Source organism: Pseudomonas sp. (assembly GCF_040514055.1).
In the GTDB taxonomy this organism is placed as follows: domain Bacteria; phylum Pseudomonadota; class Gammaproteobacteria; order Pseudomonadales; family Pseudomonadaceae; genus Aquipseudomonas.
The window spans coordinates 41,636-55,817 of sequence record NZ_JBEVDL010000080.1 but is presented as its reverse complement, the minus strand read 5'-3'; the positions used below and the strand labels follow the sequence as shown (position 1 = coordinate 55,817).

Here is a 14,182-nt window from a genome sequence, read left to right as displayed (position 1 = left end):
GATAATGGTTTGCGTCTAAGAAGATCAATCCGGTTTATATATCCGGAGGTCGACCAGGGCAATCGACCTCGATAGCCGTAGCCCATTTCGGCGAAACGTCTAGAGCCGCGGTATCCCATGCAGCTGCTGCAGGCACAGCACGATGATGCGCGCCAGCGCCGCCACCGCTGCGTCGGCCTGGTCCTCCGGCAGATTGGCATAACCCAGCACCAAGCCGTTAAGTGGAGCGGTGCCCTCCCAAGGCGTCTGGTAGTGGCTGCTCAATGGCGACAATTCCAGGTGCTCGTCCAGCGCCCGCGCCGCCAGCTCGGTGTCGACCAATGGCACCTGCAGCAATACGATCAGGTGCATGCCGCCCGGCTCGCCGGCCAGCCTGAGCACGCCGTGCAGGCGGCGCTCGAGGGCATCCGTCAGGGCCACGCGGCGGGCGTCGTACAGGCGTTTCATCCGGCGCAGGTGGCGCCCATAGGCACCGCTGTGGATAAAGTCGGCGAGGGCCATCTGTTCGGCCAGGCGGCCGTGGCGACCCAGTTCGGTCAGGGCCTGGGCGGTGCGTTCGGCGAGGTCGGCCGGAACCACCATAAAGCCGATGCGCAGCCCGGGGAACAGGGTCTTGCTGAAGGTCCCGACATAGATCACCGGCGCGTCCTCGACCAGCCCCTGCAAGGCCGGGATCGGTGCGCCGCGATAGCGAAACTCGCTGTCGTAGTCATCCTCGATCAGGTAGGCGCCATGGCGGCGTGCGTGTTGCAGTAGGGTCATGCGCCGTTCGATGCTCATCACCGGCCCGAGCGGATACTGGTGCGAGGGCGTGACATAGATCAGGCGCGGCACGGCCAGCGGCAGCGCCGCATCGGGGGCCATGCCCTGGGCATCGACCGGCACCGGCAGCAGGCGCAGGTTGGCGGCGCTGAACGCGGCCCGCGCGCCGTCGTAACCTGGGTTCTCGAACCATACCCCGTCCGCGGGTTGGGTCAGCACGCGGATGCAGATATCCAGGCTGGTGCGGGTGCCGTCGGTGATAAACACCCGCTGTGGGCTGCAGCGCACGCCGCGGGCGACCCGCAGGTACTGCGCGATCACCTCGCGGAGCGGACCGTGCCCCTGCAGGCTCAGCGTGTCCAGGTCGGCCGGGACGATCCGTCGCCATGCCCGATTCATAAAGGCGTGCCAGCGGGCGAGCGGAAACGCTGCCAAGGCCGGGATGCCGGGCGCCAGGCACTTGGCAATGGGGACCGCTGAGGGGCCTTCCCGCGCGGCGCGAGACGCCAAGGCCGGTGACGGACCAGTCTCGCCCTGGCCCAGCCCAAGGCCGAGCGGGGCCACGCGGGTGCCTTGGCGGTCGCTGAGGGTAAAACCTTCGTCGCTCAGACGCTCGTAGGCGTACAACACCGAGTTGCGGGCAATGCCCAGCTCCTGGGCCAGCACGCGGGAGGCTGGCAGGCGGGTGCCGGTGACCAGCGTGCCGCTGAGCAGTGCCTCGCGCAGTGCCTGGTAGAGCCGCTGTTGCTGGCTGGTGTTGCCAGCAGGGGCACGGGCGGTGCAGGACGCAACGAGCAGGGCGATATCCATAGTGGCTCTAAGTAATTGCAGGATTGTGGCTCTTTGAAGAGGGCCACGCGGCCATTATGGTGTCGACCACCTAGCCCCTCAAGGACAGATGCATGAAGCCCATTTCCGGTCCCCATTCGAGCCGCACCCGGATCCGTCGCGAGGCGCAGTTGGCCGATTATCAGTACGAGACGCTGCTGGCGATCGTCGATGCCGCCTACTGCTGCCATATCGCCTTCGCCGATGCCCGTGGCACCCACTGCATTCCCACCGCCTGTTGGCGGGAGGGCGAGCACCTGTATATCCATGGCTCCAACGGCAGCCAGCTGCTGAAAGCCGCCGTGGCGGGCGCCCAGGTCTGCGTGACCATCACCCACCTCGATGGCCTGGTACTGGCGCGTTCAGCCTTCAACCATTCGATGAACTACCGCACCGCCATCATCTACGGGGTCTGCGAGGTGGTAGACGGGCCGGACAAGGCCCGCTCCCTGGACGCCCTGGTCGACAAGATCGTGCCTGGCCGTTCGGCGCAGGCACGGCCCGGCAATGCCCGGGAGCTGGCGGCGACCACCGTGCTGCGTATCGCCCTGGCGGAATTCGCCTGCAAGGTACGCACGGGCGGCCCCAAGGATGACGACGCCGACCTGGACCTGCCGGTCTGGGCCGGCGTACTGCCCTTGGAATGCCTGCCCGGGGCGCCCATCGCCGAGTCCGGCGGCGTTGCAGCCGGTCCCTATATCGCCGGCTGGGAACTGCGAGGGCCGTTATAGGCAGTTCAGTCCCCTGAACGGCGCGACGCCTGGCGCTCTGGGGTCAGGGCGTGGCAGGCGCTGGCAGCACCTCGAGTCGATACCGCACCGAACCGTTTTGACCGACGCATTGGGTGCCGTAGTTGCTGGCCGTCAGGGTCAGGTCATACACCCCGGGTTCGACCGCGGTACCGCTCAGGATGGCGCTGCTGTCGCCCCTGTTGAACGCCAGCTGCAGGCCGGCGGGTAAGGGGGTGGCGGGATCCACCTCGATGCGAAAGACCGGGGTGTAGGAGCGGATCACCCGGATCTCGGCGCGGTAGGGCGTGCCGCTTTCGGCGACCGGCAATTCGTCGGGTCCCAGTGTCAGGGCGGGGCGAAACCAGCAGCCGGGCAGTGGCGACAGGTTGCATCCGCCAAGCGACAGCGCCAGGCATACCAGCGGCAGTATCCGTAAGGTCTTCATGCGGGGTTCTTGTAAAGTTTGGGAGGCGTATTAACGCATGGGCCCTCCGGGGATTTCTGCCCACTACGGCGCAGTGCACGCGGGCCTGTTTAATCGAGTCAGACACGAGGAAAGGGTGTTGCAGGGCAGCTGGGAAGGCCCCGGGGAGGCTGACACTAACCGGCACTGTCCTTGGCATTTTTGCTGTCGACCTGCAGCGCGCCGTTGACCAGGCTGATGGCGTTGCCTGGGGCGTTGTACTGCCAGCCGAGGCCGATGGCGGTTTCGATCAGGGGCCGGATCATGCCGGGTGTCACGCTTGCGGGCGAGCTGTTGCCATAGCCGTAGGCGCGTGTGAAGCCAACAAAAACGAACAGCACCTGGCCGCCACCGCTGTGCTGAACCGGAATCGCGTATTCCACATTGTGGGCTTCGTCATGGGAGATTTTTCGTCTGATTTTCCAGAGGAAAATTTCTTTATGGACACTGATCTTTCGCATTCCCTTTAACGCAATGGCCATGGCGCGACGAGGCTCGTTTGTAGGTTGGGGTGAGGTCTTTATACAGCGGTTTCAAAGAGTTCGTCGCCGGCCCTGCAGGCCGCTTTTCGCGCTGCCTCACCCGCGGGCGTTTTCGCCCAGCAAAGACTGGTACACGGCCAAGTCCCGGTCCGAAAAACAGCAGAAGATCACCTCCCGCACGGCCTGGCAGGTGGGCAACGCGCTGCGTACCGATGCCACGGCGACCCGCGCCGCCGCCTCGATGGGATAGCCGTAGATGCCAGTGCTGATACTGGGAAAGGCAATGGAACTGCAGGCCTGTGCGTCGGCCAGTGCCAGGCAACGGGCGTAGCAGGACGCCAGCAACGCGTCCTCGCCCTGATCACCGCCACGCCACACCGGGCCGACCGTGTGCAGGATATAACGCGCCGGCAGGCCATGGCCCTGGGTCAGCTTGGCCTCGCCGGTCTGGCAGCCGCCGAGCAGGCGGCATTCGCGCAGCAACGCCGGGCCGGCCGCCCGGTGAATGGCGCCGTCCACGCCACCGCCGCCCAGCAGCGTGGCGTTCGCGGCATTGACGATGGCATCGACCTGCAACCGGGTGATATCGGCGCGTAATGCCCGTAGTTCTGCAGCCATGCGGGTTCTCCTTTGGGACAATGGAGCCGCGCGGCGCAAGAAAATTCCGTTCCCCATGGCGGGCGTCGCTCCAGGCGGCGACGCTCGACAATTCGGCGTTGCCGTTGGCACCCTAGGGTGCCAGGCTGGACCACGGCGTTTGAAACGCGGGGTATCGACGTAGCTGCCTTGCGCTTAGGCCCTGTGGCCCCCATGTGCTTGGGTAGACCTTGAGAGGTGATTCGATGAGCAGTTATGACGTGGTGATCATTGGCGGCGGTCCCGGTGGCTATAACGCCGCGATTCGCGCCGGGCAACTGGGGATGCGCGTGGCCTGTGTCGAGGGCCGGGCGACCCTGGGCGGCACCTGCCTGAACGTCGGCTGCATGCCGTCCAAGGCCCTGTTGCACGCCTCGGAGTTGTACCTGGCGGCCAGTGGCGGCGAATTCGCCAGGCTGGGCATCGAGGTGGCGCCCACCTTGAACCTGGCGCAGATGATGAAACAGAAGGACGAGAGCGTGGCGGCCCTGACCAAGGGCATCGAGTTTCTCTTTCGCAAGAACAAGGTCGACTGGATCCAAGGCTGGGGGCGCCTGGAGGGCCCGGGCAAGGTGCGGGTCGAGCACGCCGACGGCAGTCACAGCACACTGCAGGCCAAGGACATCGTTATCGCCACCGGTTCGGAGCCGACGCCCTTGCCCGGCGTGGCGATTGACCATAAACGCATCCTCGATTCCACCGGGGCCCTGTCGTTGCCGGAGGTGCCCAAGCACCTGGTGGTGATCGGTGCCGGGGTCATCGGCCTGGAGCTGGGGTCGGTGTGGCGGCGCCTGGGCAGCGAGGTAACGGTGGTGGAATACCTGGACCGGGTCTGCCCGGGCCTGGACGACGAAACCGCCAGGACCTTGCAGCGCACCCTGGGCAAACAGGGCCTGCGCTTCAAACTGGCGACCAAGGTCAGCGGGGCGACCGCCACGGCCGAGGGGGTGAGCCTTACCTTGGAACCGGCGGTCGGCGGCGCCACTGAAACCCTGCAGGCCGACTACGTGCTGGTGGCGATCGGACGGCGCCCCTACACCCAGGGCCTGGGCCTGGAAACGGTTGGCATCGTCCCCGACAAACGCGGCATGTTGGATAACCAGCAGCACCGCACGGCGGTGCCCGGGATCTGGGTGATCGGCGACGTCACCTCCGGGCCGATGCTGGCGCACAAGGCCGAAGACGAGGGCATGGCCTGTATCGAGCGTATCGCTGGTCACGCGGCGGAGGTCAACTACGGCGCCATCCCCGGGGTCATCTACACCCAGCCGGAAGTGGCCACGGTCGGCAAGACCGAAGAGCAGCTCAAGGCCGAAGGGCGCGCCTACAAGGTCGGCAAGTTCCCATTCACGGCCAACAGCCGGGCCAAGATCAACCACGAGACCGAAGGTTTCGTCAAAGTGCTGGCCGACGCGCAGACCGACCGCATCCTGGGCGTGCATATCATCGGCCCGAGTGCCGGCGAGCTGATCGGCGAGTACTGCGTGGCCCTGGAGTTCGGCGCCTCGGCCGAGGACATCGCCTTGATCTGCCACCCGCACCCGACCCGTTCCGAGGCCCTGCGCCAGGCGGCCATGAACGTCCACGGCCGCGCGACCCAGGCGTGAATCGCGGACCAGAAAAGCCGCCCCCTGTATGCGACACGGGGCGGCGCGGGTGCAGGTTTGCGGATGTCTGACTAGTTAACGACGCCGATCCTGGACTCGCTTTTGCGGAGCCTGTGATAACCAGACGACAGTAGATCGGGGAAAGTTTCAGCTGCGCCAAGGCCGAGCACCGTGATATTGGCTTCGTCCTCCTGTACGCGCTTGACGAGCAGCGCATTGTTGAAGCGCGGTGATAGCGATTCCGTATACAGGGTGATTTCCTGTGTTGCCACCAGTTCTCCTGCTGCATCACGCTCGAACAAGGCAAGGGCTTGCTTGAAGCCATCCTCCATACTCGCTTTCAACAATTCAGCTTCGCTCGAATCAAGGCCGGCGGTGACCTGCTTCAACGAGCGCTTGAAGTCGATGTGACTGGAGTACCGACCTATCCAGTGACCCGCTGTGGCCTCGATCGAGGTGGTAAAGTGCAGCATGTCGTTTTCGCCCTTGACGATCATCAGGTAGGGCGATAACTGAAAACCTTCCGCAGTGGTGCCTGCCGGTGTCAGATTAGGGCTCAATAACGCCAAGGCCTGTGTCATGTGGATAGGGTTGGGCGCGATTTTTCCTGCAAGTGCCTCGGCGTCGTTACGGGTATTGGCATCGATCATCGCCATATTGCCAAGTACACCCATCGGACCGAACATGAGACCGACTGCGACACCACCGCCTCCAAAATTCTGATAATAATAAATCGGCGCTGATGAGTGAATGGTTTTAGAACGGGATAGGATTGCTTCCTCGTGCTGAATATCAGGACGGATTGAATAGGTTATCATGCCGTTGCGAACGGTAGGAGGTGCCTCAGGGTAGGGCAATTTGGCTACGCAACCCGACAGCAGCATGCTGATATAAAGACTGCCTAGCACATTTTTGTAATTCATCGCAGAGCGTTCGTTGTGTGGAGGAGGGTAATTAAGGCCGACGCTGGCCTCGGCAGTGACGGTTCAGTCAAACGCGGCGCGAGAATTTAGCCTGTTATTTGAGTAGAGGCAATTTCCATTCATGGTGCCTCATTTATAGGTGCGAAATAGTGTGATCGTCAGCTATATGGAGCGGGGTGGAGATGGATATTTCTCACCGCTGAGAGGCGCCAGGGCGCATAAAGTGGAGCTGGCCTACCGTTACCCAAACCTGCTGCTGAAAGCTGAGTTTAATAAACGGTGGCGGACATCCGGCATATTTAGGCAGGCACTGATTGTTAATTGAATTGATAATTCAAGGCCTGTTGTATTATTTGCAATTCAAGAGCGAGGTTGTAGGTGCCCATGGTCAAGGCTGAAGAGAAACTAATGCAGACTTTTCGTTTGTTGTCGACGGAAAGTCTTTTAGAACGGCAAAGCAGTGGCGGGCTTACGGAAGTGGCCGAGACGGCTCTGGAGAAAATTCTAGCCGAGCGTAACCTGTCACCCACCGTACGCGAGAAAATCACCGCCGCGGTTCAGGAAGAAAAGCGGGCACAGACATTTCTCGCCGCGTTGGTGGTGCGAGCGCTGGCGAAGATCATCGATTTGGCTATTGCCGTGGCCTTTATTGCTCTCGGGTCGCTCGGTGGTCTGCCGCTGTCGAAGTACGCTGTAATTCCAATACTGAGCGGGATGCTGGTCGCCATGTTTTATATGCTTTTCTGTGACGGCTTAGCCAGGGGGCAGAGCGTCGGCAAACGCCTGATGCGGATTGCAGTCATCGATGAGTCAACGCACAAGCCGTGTTCCTACACGCAGTCCCTGGTGCGCAACCTGTTGCTTGGCGTGTTAGGCGTGATTGATTTAATAGCCATCGTGGGGAAAAAACGTCAGCGGCTGGGCGACAATGCGGCAAAGACGATAGTGGTCAATATTGGCTATATGCAGGGCAGAGGCAATTAGGTGACGGCGGTTTATCGGGCACCTAGGGAGCAGGGCCGTCCGATTGGCCTTTGCTACACGCGAAGCGTCCACGCAGTCCCCACGTGGGGTGTGGAAACCGCCGCCGCCGCCCCGCTCTGCTGAAACGGGGCGGCTTGGTCTTGGCGGTTACACCGAACCGACTCACAACGGGCAGAAGTGTCCAGCCAGTTCGATGCGGCCAAAGCGGCTGCCAGGGTCCAGCGGGGTGATCGCCCTTAGGCGGTCGAGCCGGATCGCCCGTTCGCCCTGGGCGCCTTGCAGGCAGAGAAACTCTTCCTGCTGCGCGCTGGTGCGGGTGGTCAGCGCCCGGGCGTCGAAACTCGGCCCGTCGAGCCACTCGACCTGCAGCCTGTAGCCATACAGGCAGGCGATCTCCAGGTAGTCGTGCAGGTCGCAATCGAGTGGGCGGTAGGCGTTCATCAGCGTCTCCTCAGCAGCCTTGTAGCGGGATAATGCAGTAACCCTGGGCGGCGATCGCGTTGGCGATGGCCGGCGTGGCCGGTGTGCCGTGGCAGAACTGGCACTGGCTCTGGACGATGTCCGCGTCCAGCAGGCCCTGCTCCGCCAGCCAGACGTGGGCCAGTTGCCCTGCCTGGTTCGAGTCATCAGCCTCGGTCAGCACGTCGAAATGCAGATAACGTCCGTCCCGGGTGTGCACATGGGTGTCGAAGACCTGGACCTTCATGGTGTCGGTGCCTCCCGGGTCCAGGTGGCGGGCAGCGACAGGTCGCCGGACGCGACATCCCAGACGCTGCTGACGCACAGCAACGGGTTGTGCAGGTCGGCATTGACCTGCAGCGCCGCTGTGACCCCGTCGTACTTGAAGCTCGTTGGAAAACCTAGCGCTGCCAGGGGCACGCGGATCCGCGCGGCGTCCTCGCCCACGCTGAGTTCGTACCCCGGTGAATCGATAAAGAGCGGCGCGCCCGGCCAGGTCGCCGGCAGCGGGGGGGTTTCCCCTGCTGGGATGTCACGCACCTTCAGGCCGCTGGGCCCACAGCTGGCATCCTTGCTCAGCACCACCCAGTGGGAATGCCAGAGACCGCCGTCGTTGTCCTTTAGACCGTCCTGGTTTTCGTCGCGCTGCGGCGTGTCGTCGAAGTCCGGGTGCGAGGTCAGCGCCAGGGCGAGGATGCCCGCGTCCGCGGCAAACCCCACCGCGCCGCTGTCCAGGCTGGTGGGCCAGACATAGCTGTAGACCTCGGCACCGGTAAAGCGGCCGTGGGCGGAGGGCGTCCGGCTGCCGGCCTGGCCGTCCACCAGTTGCTCGAAGACCAGGATGTCACCGTCCGTGGAAACGCGGGTGTGCACCAGGTCGAAGGCCGCCTCGACCTTGCCCGGGGCAGCCTTGGGTTGTTTTTCGCTGTGGATGCCGCCGGCGTCATGGGCGAAGGCCGGCGCGGCGAACAGGGCGGCCAGCGTCAGTGCGATGGGGGGGGTCATGGCGGGCTCCTTATTTCAGGTCGGTGAGGGTGGCGCCGAAGTTCAGGTGCAGCACCTGGCCTTCGACCACTAGGGCCGGCACCGATTGGACGCCGGCGGCCTCGGCTTCGCTGATGCGGCCGGGCGTATCGCCCAAGTGCACCCGTTCGACCCTGATCCGCGGATCCAGCAGGCCCAGCAAGGTGGTTTCGGTGCTGACGCAAACGGCGCAGCCGGCATGGTAGTAACGAGCGGTGGTCATGGCGTCTCTCCATATAGTATCGAATCGATACTGTTTTGAGATTAACCCCGGCGGCGCTTTTGTCAAAATAGTTTTTATTCGATACTATTTATCGAGAGGAATGATTCCATGAGCGACCTGGCTTTATTCGACCTGTTCGAGCGGCTCTCCAGCCTGATGCGCATCTGGTTCCGCCAGCAGCCGCTGCTCGCGGATATCCAGCCGATCCAGCTCAGCGCGCTGCTCTACCTGGCGCGCTGCAACCGCTACTCCAACACGCCGCTGGCCGTCACCGAATACCTGGGGCTGACCAAGGGCACGGTGTCGCAATCGCTCAAGGCGCTGGAAGCCAAGGGGCTGCTGGTCAAGCAACAGGACCTGCAGGACAAGCGCCGCGTGCACCTGCAACTGACCGACCAGGCCCGGGAGCTGGTGGCCACCGCACTGCCGCCGGCATTTTTCAGCCAGGCCACGGGGCAGATGGGCGCCGCGGCGAACCAGTTGGAGACCCTGCTGCGGGAAATGCTCACCGGCATTCAGCGCCAGCAGGATGTCGCCTCCTTTGGCCTGTGCAAGACCTGCCGCTTTCACCGCGAGGTCGATGGCGGTCCGTTCTGCGGGCTGACCGACGAACCCCTGGGCGCACCCGACGTCGAGCTGATCTGCCGGGAGCATCAGGTGTGACCGCGGCGCTGTGTAGGTTCAGCGCCGTGCGTGTAGCAGGGCAGCGCAGTGATCCGGTCCTCAAGCAGTCAGCGGCGATGGTGAGGACCTTATGTCCTGGTACCTGACGATCACCCCGCAGGCGGGCCAGCCGCCGGTGGTGGAGACCCACCGCCTGGTGCAGTTCCTGGGCAGCCTTGCCGAGCTGCGGCAGACCGGGCCCATCGCCTTCGAGTCGGTGCCGGGGCAGCCCTGGGTGTCGTTGATCCTGGCCAAGTGCGGGCCCAGCGGGGGGTATGCCAGCGAAGGTGAATTTATTGCGCAACTCGATATCGTCGAGCTGGTGTGCGCCTACTCGGCGGACAGCGCCTGGTGCGATGGGCTGGCGTGCCGCATTGCCCAGTTTCTGCAATGGACCGCAGTGGAGGAGCAGGAAAACCGGCGGCTGTGGCCGTTGGCTGCATCCTAGCGGCAACTACATCGGCTCGCTTCCGGTTGCGGCTATCGGAAATGACGTGCCATTGGGACTTCCAGGCCTGACCCGCGTTGGGCGGCTACTTGTTCAACAGTATATTGGTTGAGTAATTAGGGGCTTCCAACTTGATCGGGTCCCCGCTGATCCAGCTGACCTCGACCGTGCTGATAAAGTGGCGTGACGTGCCGCAGGCAGGGCTGAAGGGCACCGCGGCAAGGGTGTGATAGATTTTTTGATGATGTGCGTCGGCTCGGATGGCGGTACGTACGTAATCACCATAGTGCGTTGCGCAGGGCAGGCTGGCCGTAGCATCGGGCATCTGCAGCAGCACCAGGCGACTGTCCAGCAGCGTGCCGTATCGGTCAGGGCCAGGGCCCTGGGCATAGGCGTCGCAAGAACCGGTCTTTGCATAACAGCTGGTGACCTCAATATCACCCATCGCCACGACACTTGCCGCATTGGCTGCGCCTCGCCAGCGATTTGAACGCAATACATAACCTGACGTACCGGCCGGCAGGCCGGGTCCAAAGTGAATGTTCGTAATGGACGTGCCCGGTACGAAATTACTGTCCTTGTCAGCACTGGAACCCCACGCGTCACTTCCTTCGAGCGCATTAACGGTGTTGAGGCTGGTATTCGCCGCGCGCAGTGTCAGTTTATCCGACGCGGTAGCGCCAGTACCTCTGGCGCTCCTGGCAAGGAATTTACAAGTGTAGGTGCCGGTGGTAGGGGCTTTGAACAAATACCGGACGATCAGGGCAAGTTCACCATTGGAAGCTTGGTGGAAGTCGTTGCCCTCATGGTTGCGTGACGTCCAGAGGCTGCCGGAAGGGTTGGAGGCGGGTAGGCTGCATTCAACCTTGAGTGCCAGCATCAGGATGCCGGCCGTGCTGCTCGCCGCCTGACCCTTGGCGTTGATATAGATACTCTGGCCAGCCGCCAGCGTCCGCGTCTCCGATAAACCCGGTATTTCATGCAGCAGGTTGTCAGTGGGGATAATAAAGTCCTGCTGCAGGCCGATTTGTCCGGCAACGGTGCAGGGGGCCAATAGGGCTGCGAATAATGAAATTAATCCGTTACCTAACAGGTGCTGACTTGCTTTGGCGCGCATTGGCTAATTCCCTAATGGGGCGTAACGATGATGAGCTTGGCTGGCTGGACGCGAGAGAGAAGCGGGCAGGGCATGTGGCCGTAACTGGCGCGAGTTGGGTTGGGCGCCGAGCTTATAAGCGTTAATGAAACTGCGAAAGACGTGGGTGATTTGGGTCCACTGAGCGGTCTCTGGTGGCGCCCAACGGCGCGCCATGCTCTCGCGTCGTTGCTATACAGGAGCGGGTGTGTGGCCGCAGGTTGCCTGTTAAGTGCGATGGCGTCGGCGCAGGCACGTGTCGAGTCGGACGCGGAGCGTCCTGGGCGGGATTCCCACGCGGGAGCGTGGGAACCATCGAGGCGCGGGCCGTGTAGGATTTCAGGGTGTTCAGGGTGGCGTGGTTTAGAAACTCCAGCGCCCGGTCAACGTCAGGTTGCGCGGGTCGCCATAGAAACCGCCGCCATAAAAGCCCAGGTTGTTGAAGTACTTCTTGTTGGTCAGGTTGTTGCCGTTGAGGGTCAACGACAGGTCGTCGGTGACATCGTACTTGGCCATAGCATCGACCAGCACGTAGCTCTTCTGGGTGTACTCATAGTCCCCGTCAGTGGCCGGGTTGTAGAGGTTCGTCCAGATCTTGCTCTGCCAGTTCAGGCCGCCGCCGACTGTCCACTGCTCGAAATTCCCCGGCAGTTGGTAGGTGGTGGAGACGCGGAACAGGTCTTCCGGCGAGGTGGTGGAGATCTTGTCGTCGTTACCGTCGCGGGTGATGCGGTGGGTGTAGCCGCCCAGTACCTGCCAGCCCGGCGCCAGTTCACCGGAAGCTTCCAGCTCGAGGCCGCGGGTCTTGGCGCCGGCAATCGCCCGGTAGGCGAAGTTGGCGGTGCCGGGGATCAACTGGCCGGTCAGCTCGGCCAGGTTGTCCTGCTGGATCTCGAACAGCGCCAGGCTGGTGTTCAGGCGGCCCTCGAAGAACTCGCCCTTGACGCCCACCTCGAAGCTGTCGCCTTCTTCCGGCTCGATGGTGGTGTTGGTGAGGTCGCGTTCGGACTCGTGGGGTTTGAAGATGCTGGTATAGCTGGCGTAGACCGAATACTGCTCGCTCAGGTCGTAGACCAGGCCGGCGTAAGGCACCACCACGCCGGTTTCCTGCAGGTCCTCGGCGGTCTGCAGGTTGCTGACGTAATCGCTCTTCTCGGTCTGCAGGTCCCAGTTGGACAGGCGCGCACCGAGGATCAGCGACAGGTCGTCGGCGGGCTTGAAGCGGACGCTGGTGTAGGCCGCGCTTTCCTTGAGGTCGGTGTGCGCGCGGCTGACCGGTGAGCCCCAGTCCGGCTCGGCGAAGTCGCCATGCCAGTTGAAGATGTCCGGCACCGCCGCGCTGGTGAAGGAATAGTTGGTGTCATCGCCGTTGACGTTGCGGTGGGATACACCGACCACCAGCTCGTGTTCGCGCCCCAGCAACTGGAAGGGGCCGTTGGCGAACAGGTCGAGGCTGTTCTGCGCCGATTCATAGCGGTACTTGCCCAGCCACAGGTACATGCCGCTGCCGTCTGCCGCGTTCGGGTTACCGCTGCCGGCGGAGCCAAGCTCCATCGGTGCGTCGTTTTCGCTGCGCTCAAAGGCCAGCTTGAGCGACCAGGCGTTGGCCAGTTGCTGCTCGACGCTGGCGAAGTATGAGGTGGAGGTATTGCCCCAGTTGCTCCAGTCGGTGGCCGGGTTGAACGAGCGCGAGAAATCGGTTTCGCTGCCATCGCTGTGCAGCAGCGGGTTCGGACCCCAGGACGAGCCTTGCGGGCGGTTCTGCTGGCGGTTGATGCCGACGCTGAGCAGGGTGTCCGGCGTCAGGTCGAAGTCGAGTACGCCGTAGAGCACTTCCTTCGTGTTCTGGTAGTGGTCCTGGAAGGAGTGGCCATCTTCGTAGGCGCTGACAAAGCGGCCGCGCAGGTTGCCGCTGTCGGTCAGGCGGCCGCCGATATCGAATTCGCCCCGGTAGGTGTCCCAGCTGCCGGCGCTGGTCGAGACATAACCGGACAACTCACTGGTGGGACGCTTGCGCACCAGGTTGATGGTCGCCGCCGGGCTGCCGAAACCGCTGAGCAGGCCGTTCGCGCCCTTGAGCACTTCCACGCGGTCGAAGATCACCAGGTCGGTCTGGTCCAGGCTGTTGCCAAAACGGGTGGCCGCGGGGATGCCGTCGACCTGGACATTGTCGATATCGAAGCCGCGCGACTTGAAGGTGGCGCGGTTGGTATCGAGGTTGGTCACCGTGATGCCGGGTGTCTTGGACAGCGCATCGCTGAGGCTGCTGATACCCTGGTCATCCATCATCTGGCGGGTGATGACGGTCACCGACTGCGGGGTTTCACGGGGCGACAACGCCAGCTTGGTCGCCGAACGGGTGGCGCCGGTGGTGTAGGAGCCACTGCCTTCGGTGATCTCGGTCAACTGGTGGTCGGTGACCGACACGGCATCCAGCTGCAAGGTGGCTTGCGGGGTAGCCTTATCCTCGGCCTGGGCCAGGCCCTGCATCGCCAGGGTCACGCCCAGCACCGCGATCGCGAGCGGGTGACGGGCCGACGGCCGCGGTGTTCGGTTCAACGAGATGTCGAGTGTGTGCACGTGTGATTCCCCAGGTAATGCGAAGGGTGATGGGCCGGACTGTGCAATGCAGTCGTGTTGCGGCGATGGGCCTGAGCGGGGCAGACGCGGGTGCCCGTTCGGCTGCGGAGTCTACCGTTATGAAATTTATTCTCAAATGAAAATAATTATCTTTACGGAAAAGCGTGCGCGCTTACTCTGAATCGAGTGGGGGCAAATGCGGGTAGTCCGGGGGCGGGCGGCGCTTGAGAGGGAA

The 14,182-nt window shown here is 63.1% G+C and carries 16 protein-coding genes; 5 read left to right on the top strand and 11 right to left on the bottom strand.

Annotation, left to right across the window (positions count from 1 at the left end):
• Positions 1–99: 99 nt before the first annotated feature.
• Positions 100–1,572 (bottom strand): MocR-like pyridoxine biosynthesis transcription factor PdxR, encoded by a 1,473-nt coding sequence (gene pdxR, locus ABWY06_RS22135; protein WP_353927749.1) that lies wholly within the window; start codon positions 1,570–1,572, stop codon positions 100–102.
• A 92-nt stretch (positions 1,573–1,664) separates the two neighbouring features.
• Here pdxR and ABWY06_RS22130 point away from each other — a divergent pair, with 92 nt between their 5' ends.
• The gene (locus tag ABWY06_RS22130) at positions 1,665–2,321 is read left to right on the top strand and encodes a pyridoxamine 5'-phosphate oxidase family protein (RefSeq protein WP_353927748.1); all 657 of its coding nucleotides are present in this window, start codon (positions 1,665–1,667) and stop codon (positions 2,319–2,321) included.
• A 43-nt stretch (positions 2,322–2,364) separates the two neighbouring features.
• Here the strand turns inward: ABWY06_RS22130 and ABWY06_RS22125 are convergent, their stop codons facing one another.
• From ABWY06_RS22125 to ABWY06_RS22115, 3 genes are all read right to left on the bottom strand, one after another.
• Positions 2,365–2,766 carry an Ig domain-containing protein gene (locus ABWY06_RS22125; RefSeq protein WP_353927747.1) on the bottom strand — a complete coding sequence of 134 codons (402 nt, stop codon included), beginning with the start codon at positions 2,764–2,766 and terminating at the stop codon, positions 2,365–2,367.
• Positions 2,767–2,921: 155 nt separating this feature from the next.
• The gene (locus tag ABWY06_RS22120) at positions 2,922–3,266 is read right to left on the bottom strand and encodes a hypothetical protein (RefSeq protein WP_353927746.1); all 345 of its coding nucleotides are present in this window, start codon (positions 3,264–3,266) and stop codon (positions 2,922–2,924) included.
• A gap of 96 nt (positions 3,267–3,362) precedes the next feature.
• Complete coding sequence (locus tag ABWY06_RS22115; RefSeq protein WP_353927745.1) at positions 3,363–3,884, bottom strand: O-acetyl-ADP-ribose deacetylase; 522 nt, start codon at positions 3,882–3,884, stop codon at positions 3,363–3,365.
• A gap of 224 nt (positions 3,885–4,108) precedes the next feature.
• On the opposite strand from ABWY06_RS22115, the gene lpdA reads away from it, so the two are divergent.
• Complete coding sequence (gene lpdA / locus ABWY06_RS22110) at positions 4,109–5,509, top strand: dihydrolipoyl dehydrogenase (protein ID WP_353927744.1); 1,401 nt, start codon at positions 4,109–4,111, stop codon at positions 5,507–5,509.
• A gap of 71 nt (positions 5,510–5,580) precedes the next feature.
• Here the strand turns inward: lpdA and ABWY06_RS22105 are convergent, their stop codons facing one another.
• Positions 5,581–6,432 carry a hypothetical protein gene (locus ABWY06_RS22105; RefSeq protein ID WP_353927743.1) on the bottom strand — a complete coding sequence of 284 codons (852 nt, stop codon included), beginning with the start codon at positions 6,430–6,432 and terminating at the stop codon, positions 5,581–5,583.
• A gap of 384 nt (positions 6,433–6,816) precedes the next feature.
• Here ABWY06_RS22105 and ABWY06_RS22100 point away from each other — a divergent pair, with 384 nt between their 5' ends.
• A complete protein-coding gene (locus ABWY06_RS22100; protein ID WP_353927742.1) occupies positions 6,817–7,416 on the top strand; it encodes an RDD family protein in 600 nt (199 codons plus the stop codon).
• Positions 7,417–7,578: 162 nt separating this feature from the next.
• Here the strand turns inward: ABWY06_RS22100 and ABWY06_RS22095 are convergent, their stop codons facing one another.
• The 4 genes from ABWY06_RS22095 to ABWY06_RS22080 are packed head-to-tail and all read right to left on the bottom strand — an operon-like array spanning position 7,579 to position 9,121.
• Positions 7,579–7,857: a Rho-binding antiterminator gene (locus tag ABWY06_RS22095; protein WP_353927741.1), complete on the bottom strand. Its 279-nt coding sequence runs from the start codon at positions 7,855–7,857 to the stop codon at positions 7,579–7,581.
• Between the two features lie 10 nt (positions 7,858–7,867).
• Positions 7,868–8,122 carry a DUF2024 family protein gene (locus tag ABWY06_RS22090; protein WP_353927740.1) on the bottom strand — a complete coding sequence of 85 codons (255 nt, stop codon included), beginning with the start codon at positions 8,120–8,122 and terminating at the stop codon, positions 7,868–7,870.
• The gene (locus tag ABWY06_RS22085) at positions 8,119–8,880 is read right to left on the bottom strand and encodes a hypothetical protein (protein WP_353927739.1); all 762 of its coding nucleotides are present in this window, start codon (positions 8,878–8,880) and stop codon (positions 8,119–8,121) included. The genes ABWY06_RS22090 and ABWY06_RS22085 overlap by 4 nt, the downstream gene beginning before the upstream one ends.
• A gap of 10 nt (positions 8,881–8,890) precedes the next feature.
• The gene (locus ABWY06_RS22080) at positions 8,891–9,121 is read right to left on the bottom strand and encodes a thioredoxin domain-containing protein (protein ID WP_353927738.1); all 231 of its coding nucleotides are present in this window, start codon (positions 9,119–9,121) and stop codon (positions 8,891–8,893) included.
• 108 nt (positions 9,122–9,229) lie between these two features.
• Between ABWY06_RS22080 and ABWY06_RS22075 the strand changes: the two genes are divergently transcribed.
• Both ABWY06_RS22075 and ABWY06_RS22070 read left to right on the top strand, forming a co-directional pair.
• A complete protein-coding gene (locus ABWY06_RS22075) occupies positions 9,230–9,784 on the top strand; it encodes a MarR family winged helix-turn-helix transcriptional regulator (protein ID WP_353927737.1) in 555 nt (184 codons plus the stop codon).
• A gap of 91 nt (positions 9,785–9,875) precedes the next feature.
• Positions 9,876–10,232, top strand: coding sequence for a hypothetical protein (locus tag ABWY06_RS22070; protein WP_353927736.1), 357 nt, complete (start codon positions 9,876–9,878; stop codon positions 10,230–10,232).
• A gap of 85 nt (positions 10,233–10,317) precedes the next feature.
• On the opposite strand, the gene ABWY06_RS22065 is transcribed toward ABWY06_RS22070, so the two are convergent.
• Complete coding sequence (locus ABWY06_RS22065; RefSeq protein WP_353927735.1) at positions 10,318–11,349, bottom strand: hypothetical protein; 1,032 nt, start codon at positions 11,347–11,349, stop codon at positions 10,318–10,320.
• A gap of 381 nt (positions 11,350–11,730) precedes the next feature.
• Positions 11,731–13,947, bottom strand: a complete 2,217-nt coding sequence (locus ABWY06_RS22060) for a TonB-dependent siderophore receptor (RefSeq protein ID WP_353927734.1) — start codon at positions 13,945–13,947, stop codon at positions 11,731–11,733.
• Positions 13,948–14,182 lie beyond the last annotated feature (235 nt).

Excerpts from the sequence above, each read along its gene's own strand:
- pdxR (WP_353927749.1), bottom strand. The coding sequence starts at position 1,572 with ATGGATATCGCCCTGCTCGTTGCGTCCTGCACCGCCCGTGCCCCTGCT.
- ABWY06_RS22130 (WP_353927748.1), top strand. The coding sequence starts at position 1,665 with ATGAAGCCCATTTCCGGTCCCCATTCGAGCCGCACCCGGATCCGTCGC.
- ABWY06_RS22125 (WP_353927747.1), bottom strand. The coding sequence starts at position 2,766 with ATGAAGACCTTACGGATACTGCCGCTGGTATGCCTGGCGCTGTCGCTT.
- ABWY06_RS22120 (WP_353927746.1), bottom strand. The coding sequence starts at position 3,266 with ATGGCCATTGCGTTAAAGGGAATGCGAAAGATCAGTGTCCATAAAGAA.
- ABWY06_RS22115 (WP_353927745.1), bottom strand. The coding sequence starts at position 3,884 with ATGGCTGCAGAACTACGGGCATTACGCGCCGATATCACCCGGTTGCAG.
- lpdA (WP_353927744.1), top strand. The coding sequence starts at position 4,109 with ATGAGCAGTTATGACGTGGTGATCATTGGCGGCGGTCCCGGTGGCTAT.
- ABWY06_RS22105 (WP_353927743.1), bottom strand. The coding sequence starts at position 6,432 with ATGAATTACAAAAATGTGCTAGGCAGTCTTTATATCAGCATGCTGCTG.
- ABWY06_RS22100 (WP_353927742.1), top strand. The coding sequence starts at position 6,817 with ATGGTCAAGGCTGAAGAGAAACTAATGCAGACTTTTCGTTTGTTGTCG.
- ABWY06_RS22095 (WP_353927741.1), bottom strand. The coding sequence starts at position 7,857 with ATGAACGCCTACCGCCCACTCGATTGCGACCTGCACGACTACCTGGAG.
- ABWY06_RS22090 (WP_353927740.1), bottom strand. The coding sequence starts at position 8,122 with ATGAAGGTCCAGGTCTTCGACACCCATGTGCACACCCGGGACGGACGT.
- ABWY06_RS22085 (WP_353927739.1), bottom strand. The coding sequence starts at position 8,880 with ATGACCCCCCCCATCGCACTGACGCTGGCCGCCCTGTTCGCCGCGCCG.
- ABWY06_RS22080 (WP_353927738.1), bottom strand. The coding sequence starts at position 9,121 with ATGACCACCGCTCGTTACTACCATGCCGGCTGCGCCGTTTGCGTCAGC.
- ABWY06_RS22075 (WP_353927737.1), top strand. The coding sequence starts at position 9,230 with ATGAGCGACCTGGCTTTATTCGACCTGTTCGAGCGGCTCTCCAGCCTG.
- ABWY06_RS22070 (WP_353927736.1), top strand. The coding sequence starts at position 9,876 with ATGTCCTGGTACCTGACGATCACCCCGCAGGCGGGCCAGCCGCCGGTG.
- ABWY06_RS22065 (WP_353927735.1), bottom strand. The coding sequence starts at position 11,349 with ATGCGCGCCAAAGCAAGTCAGCACCTGTTAGGTAACGGATTAATTTCA.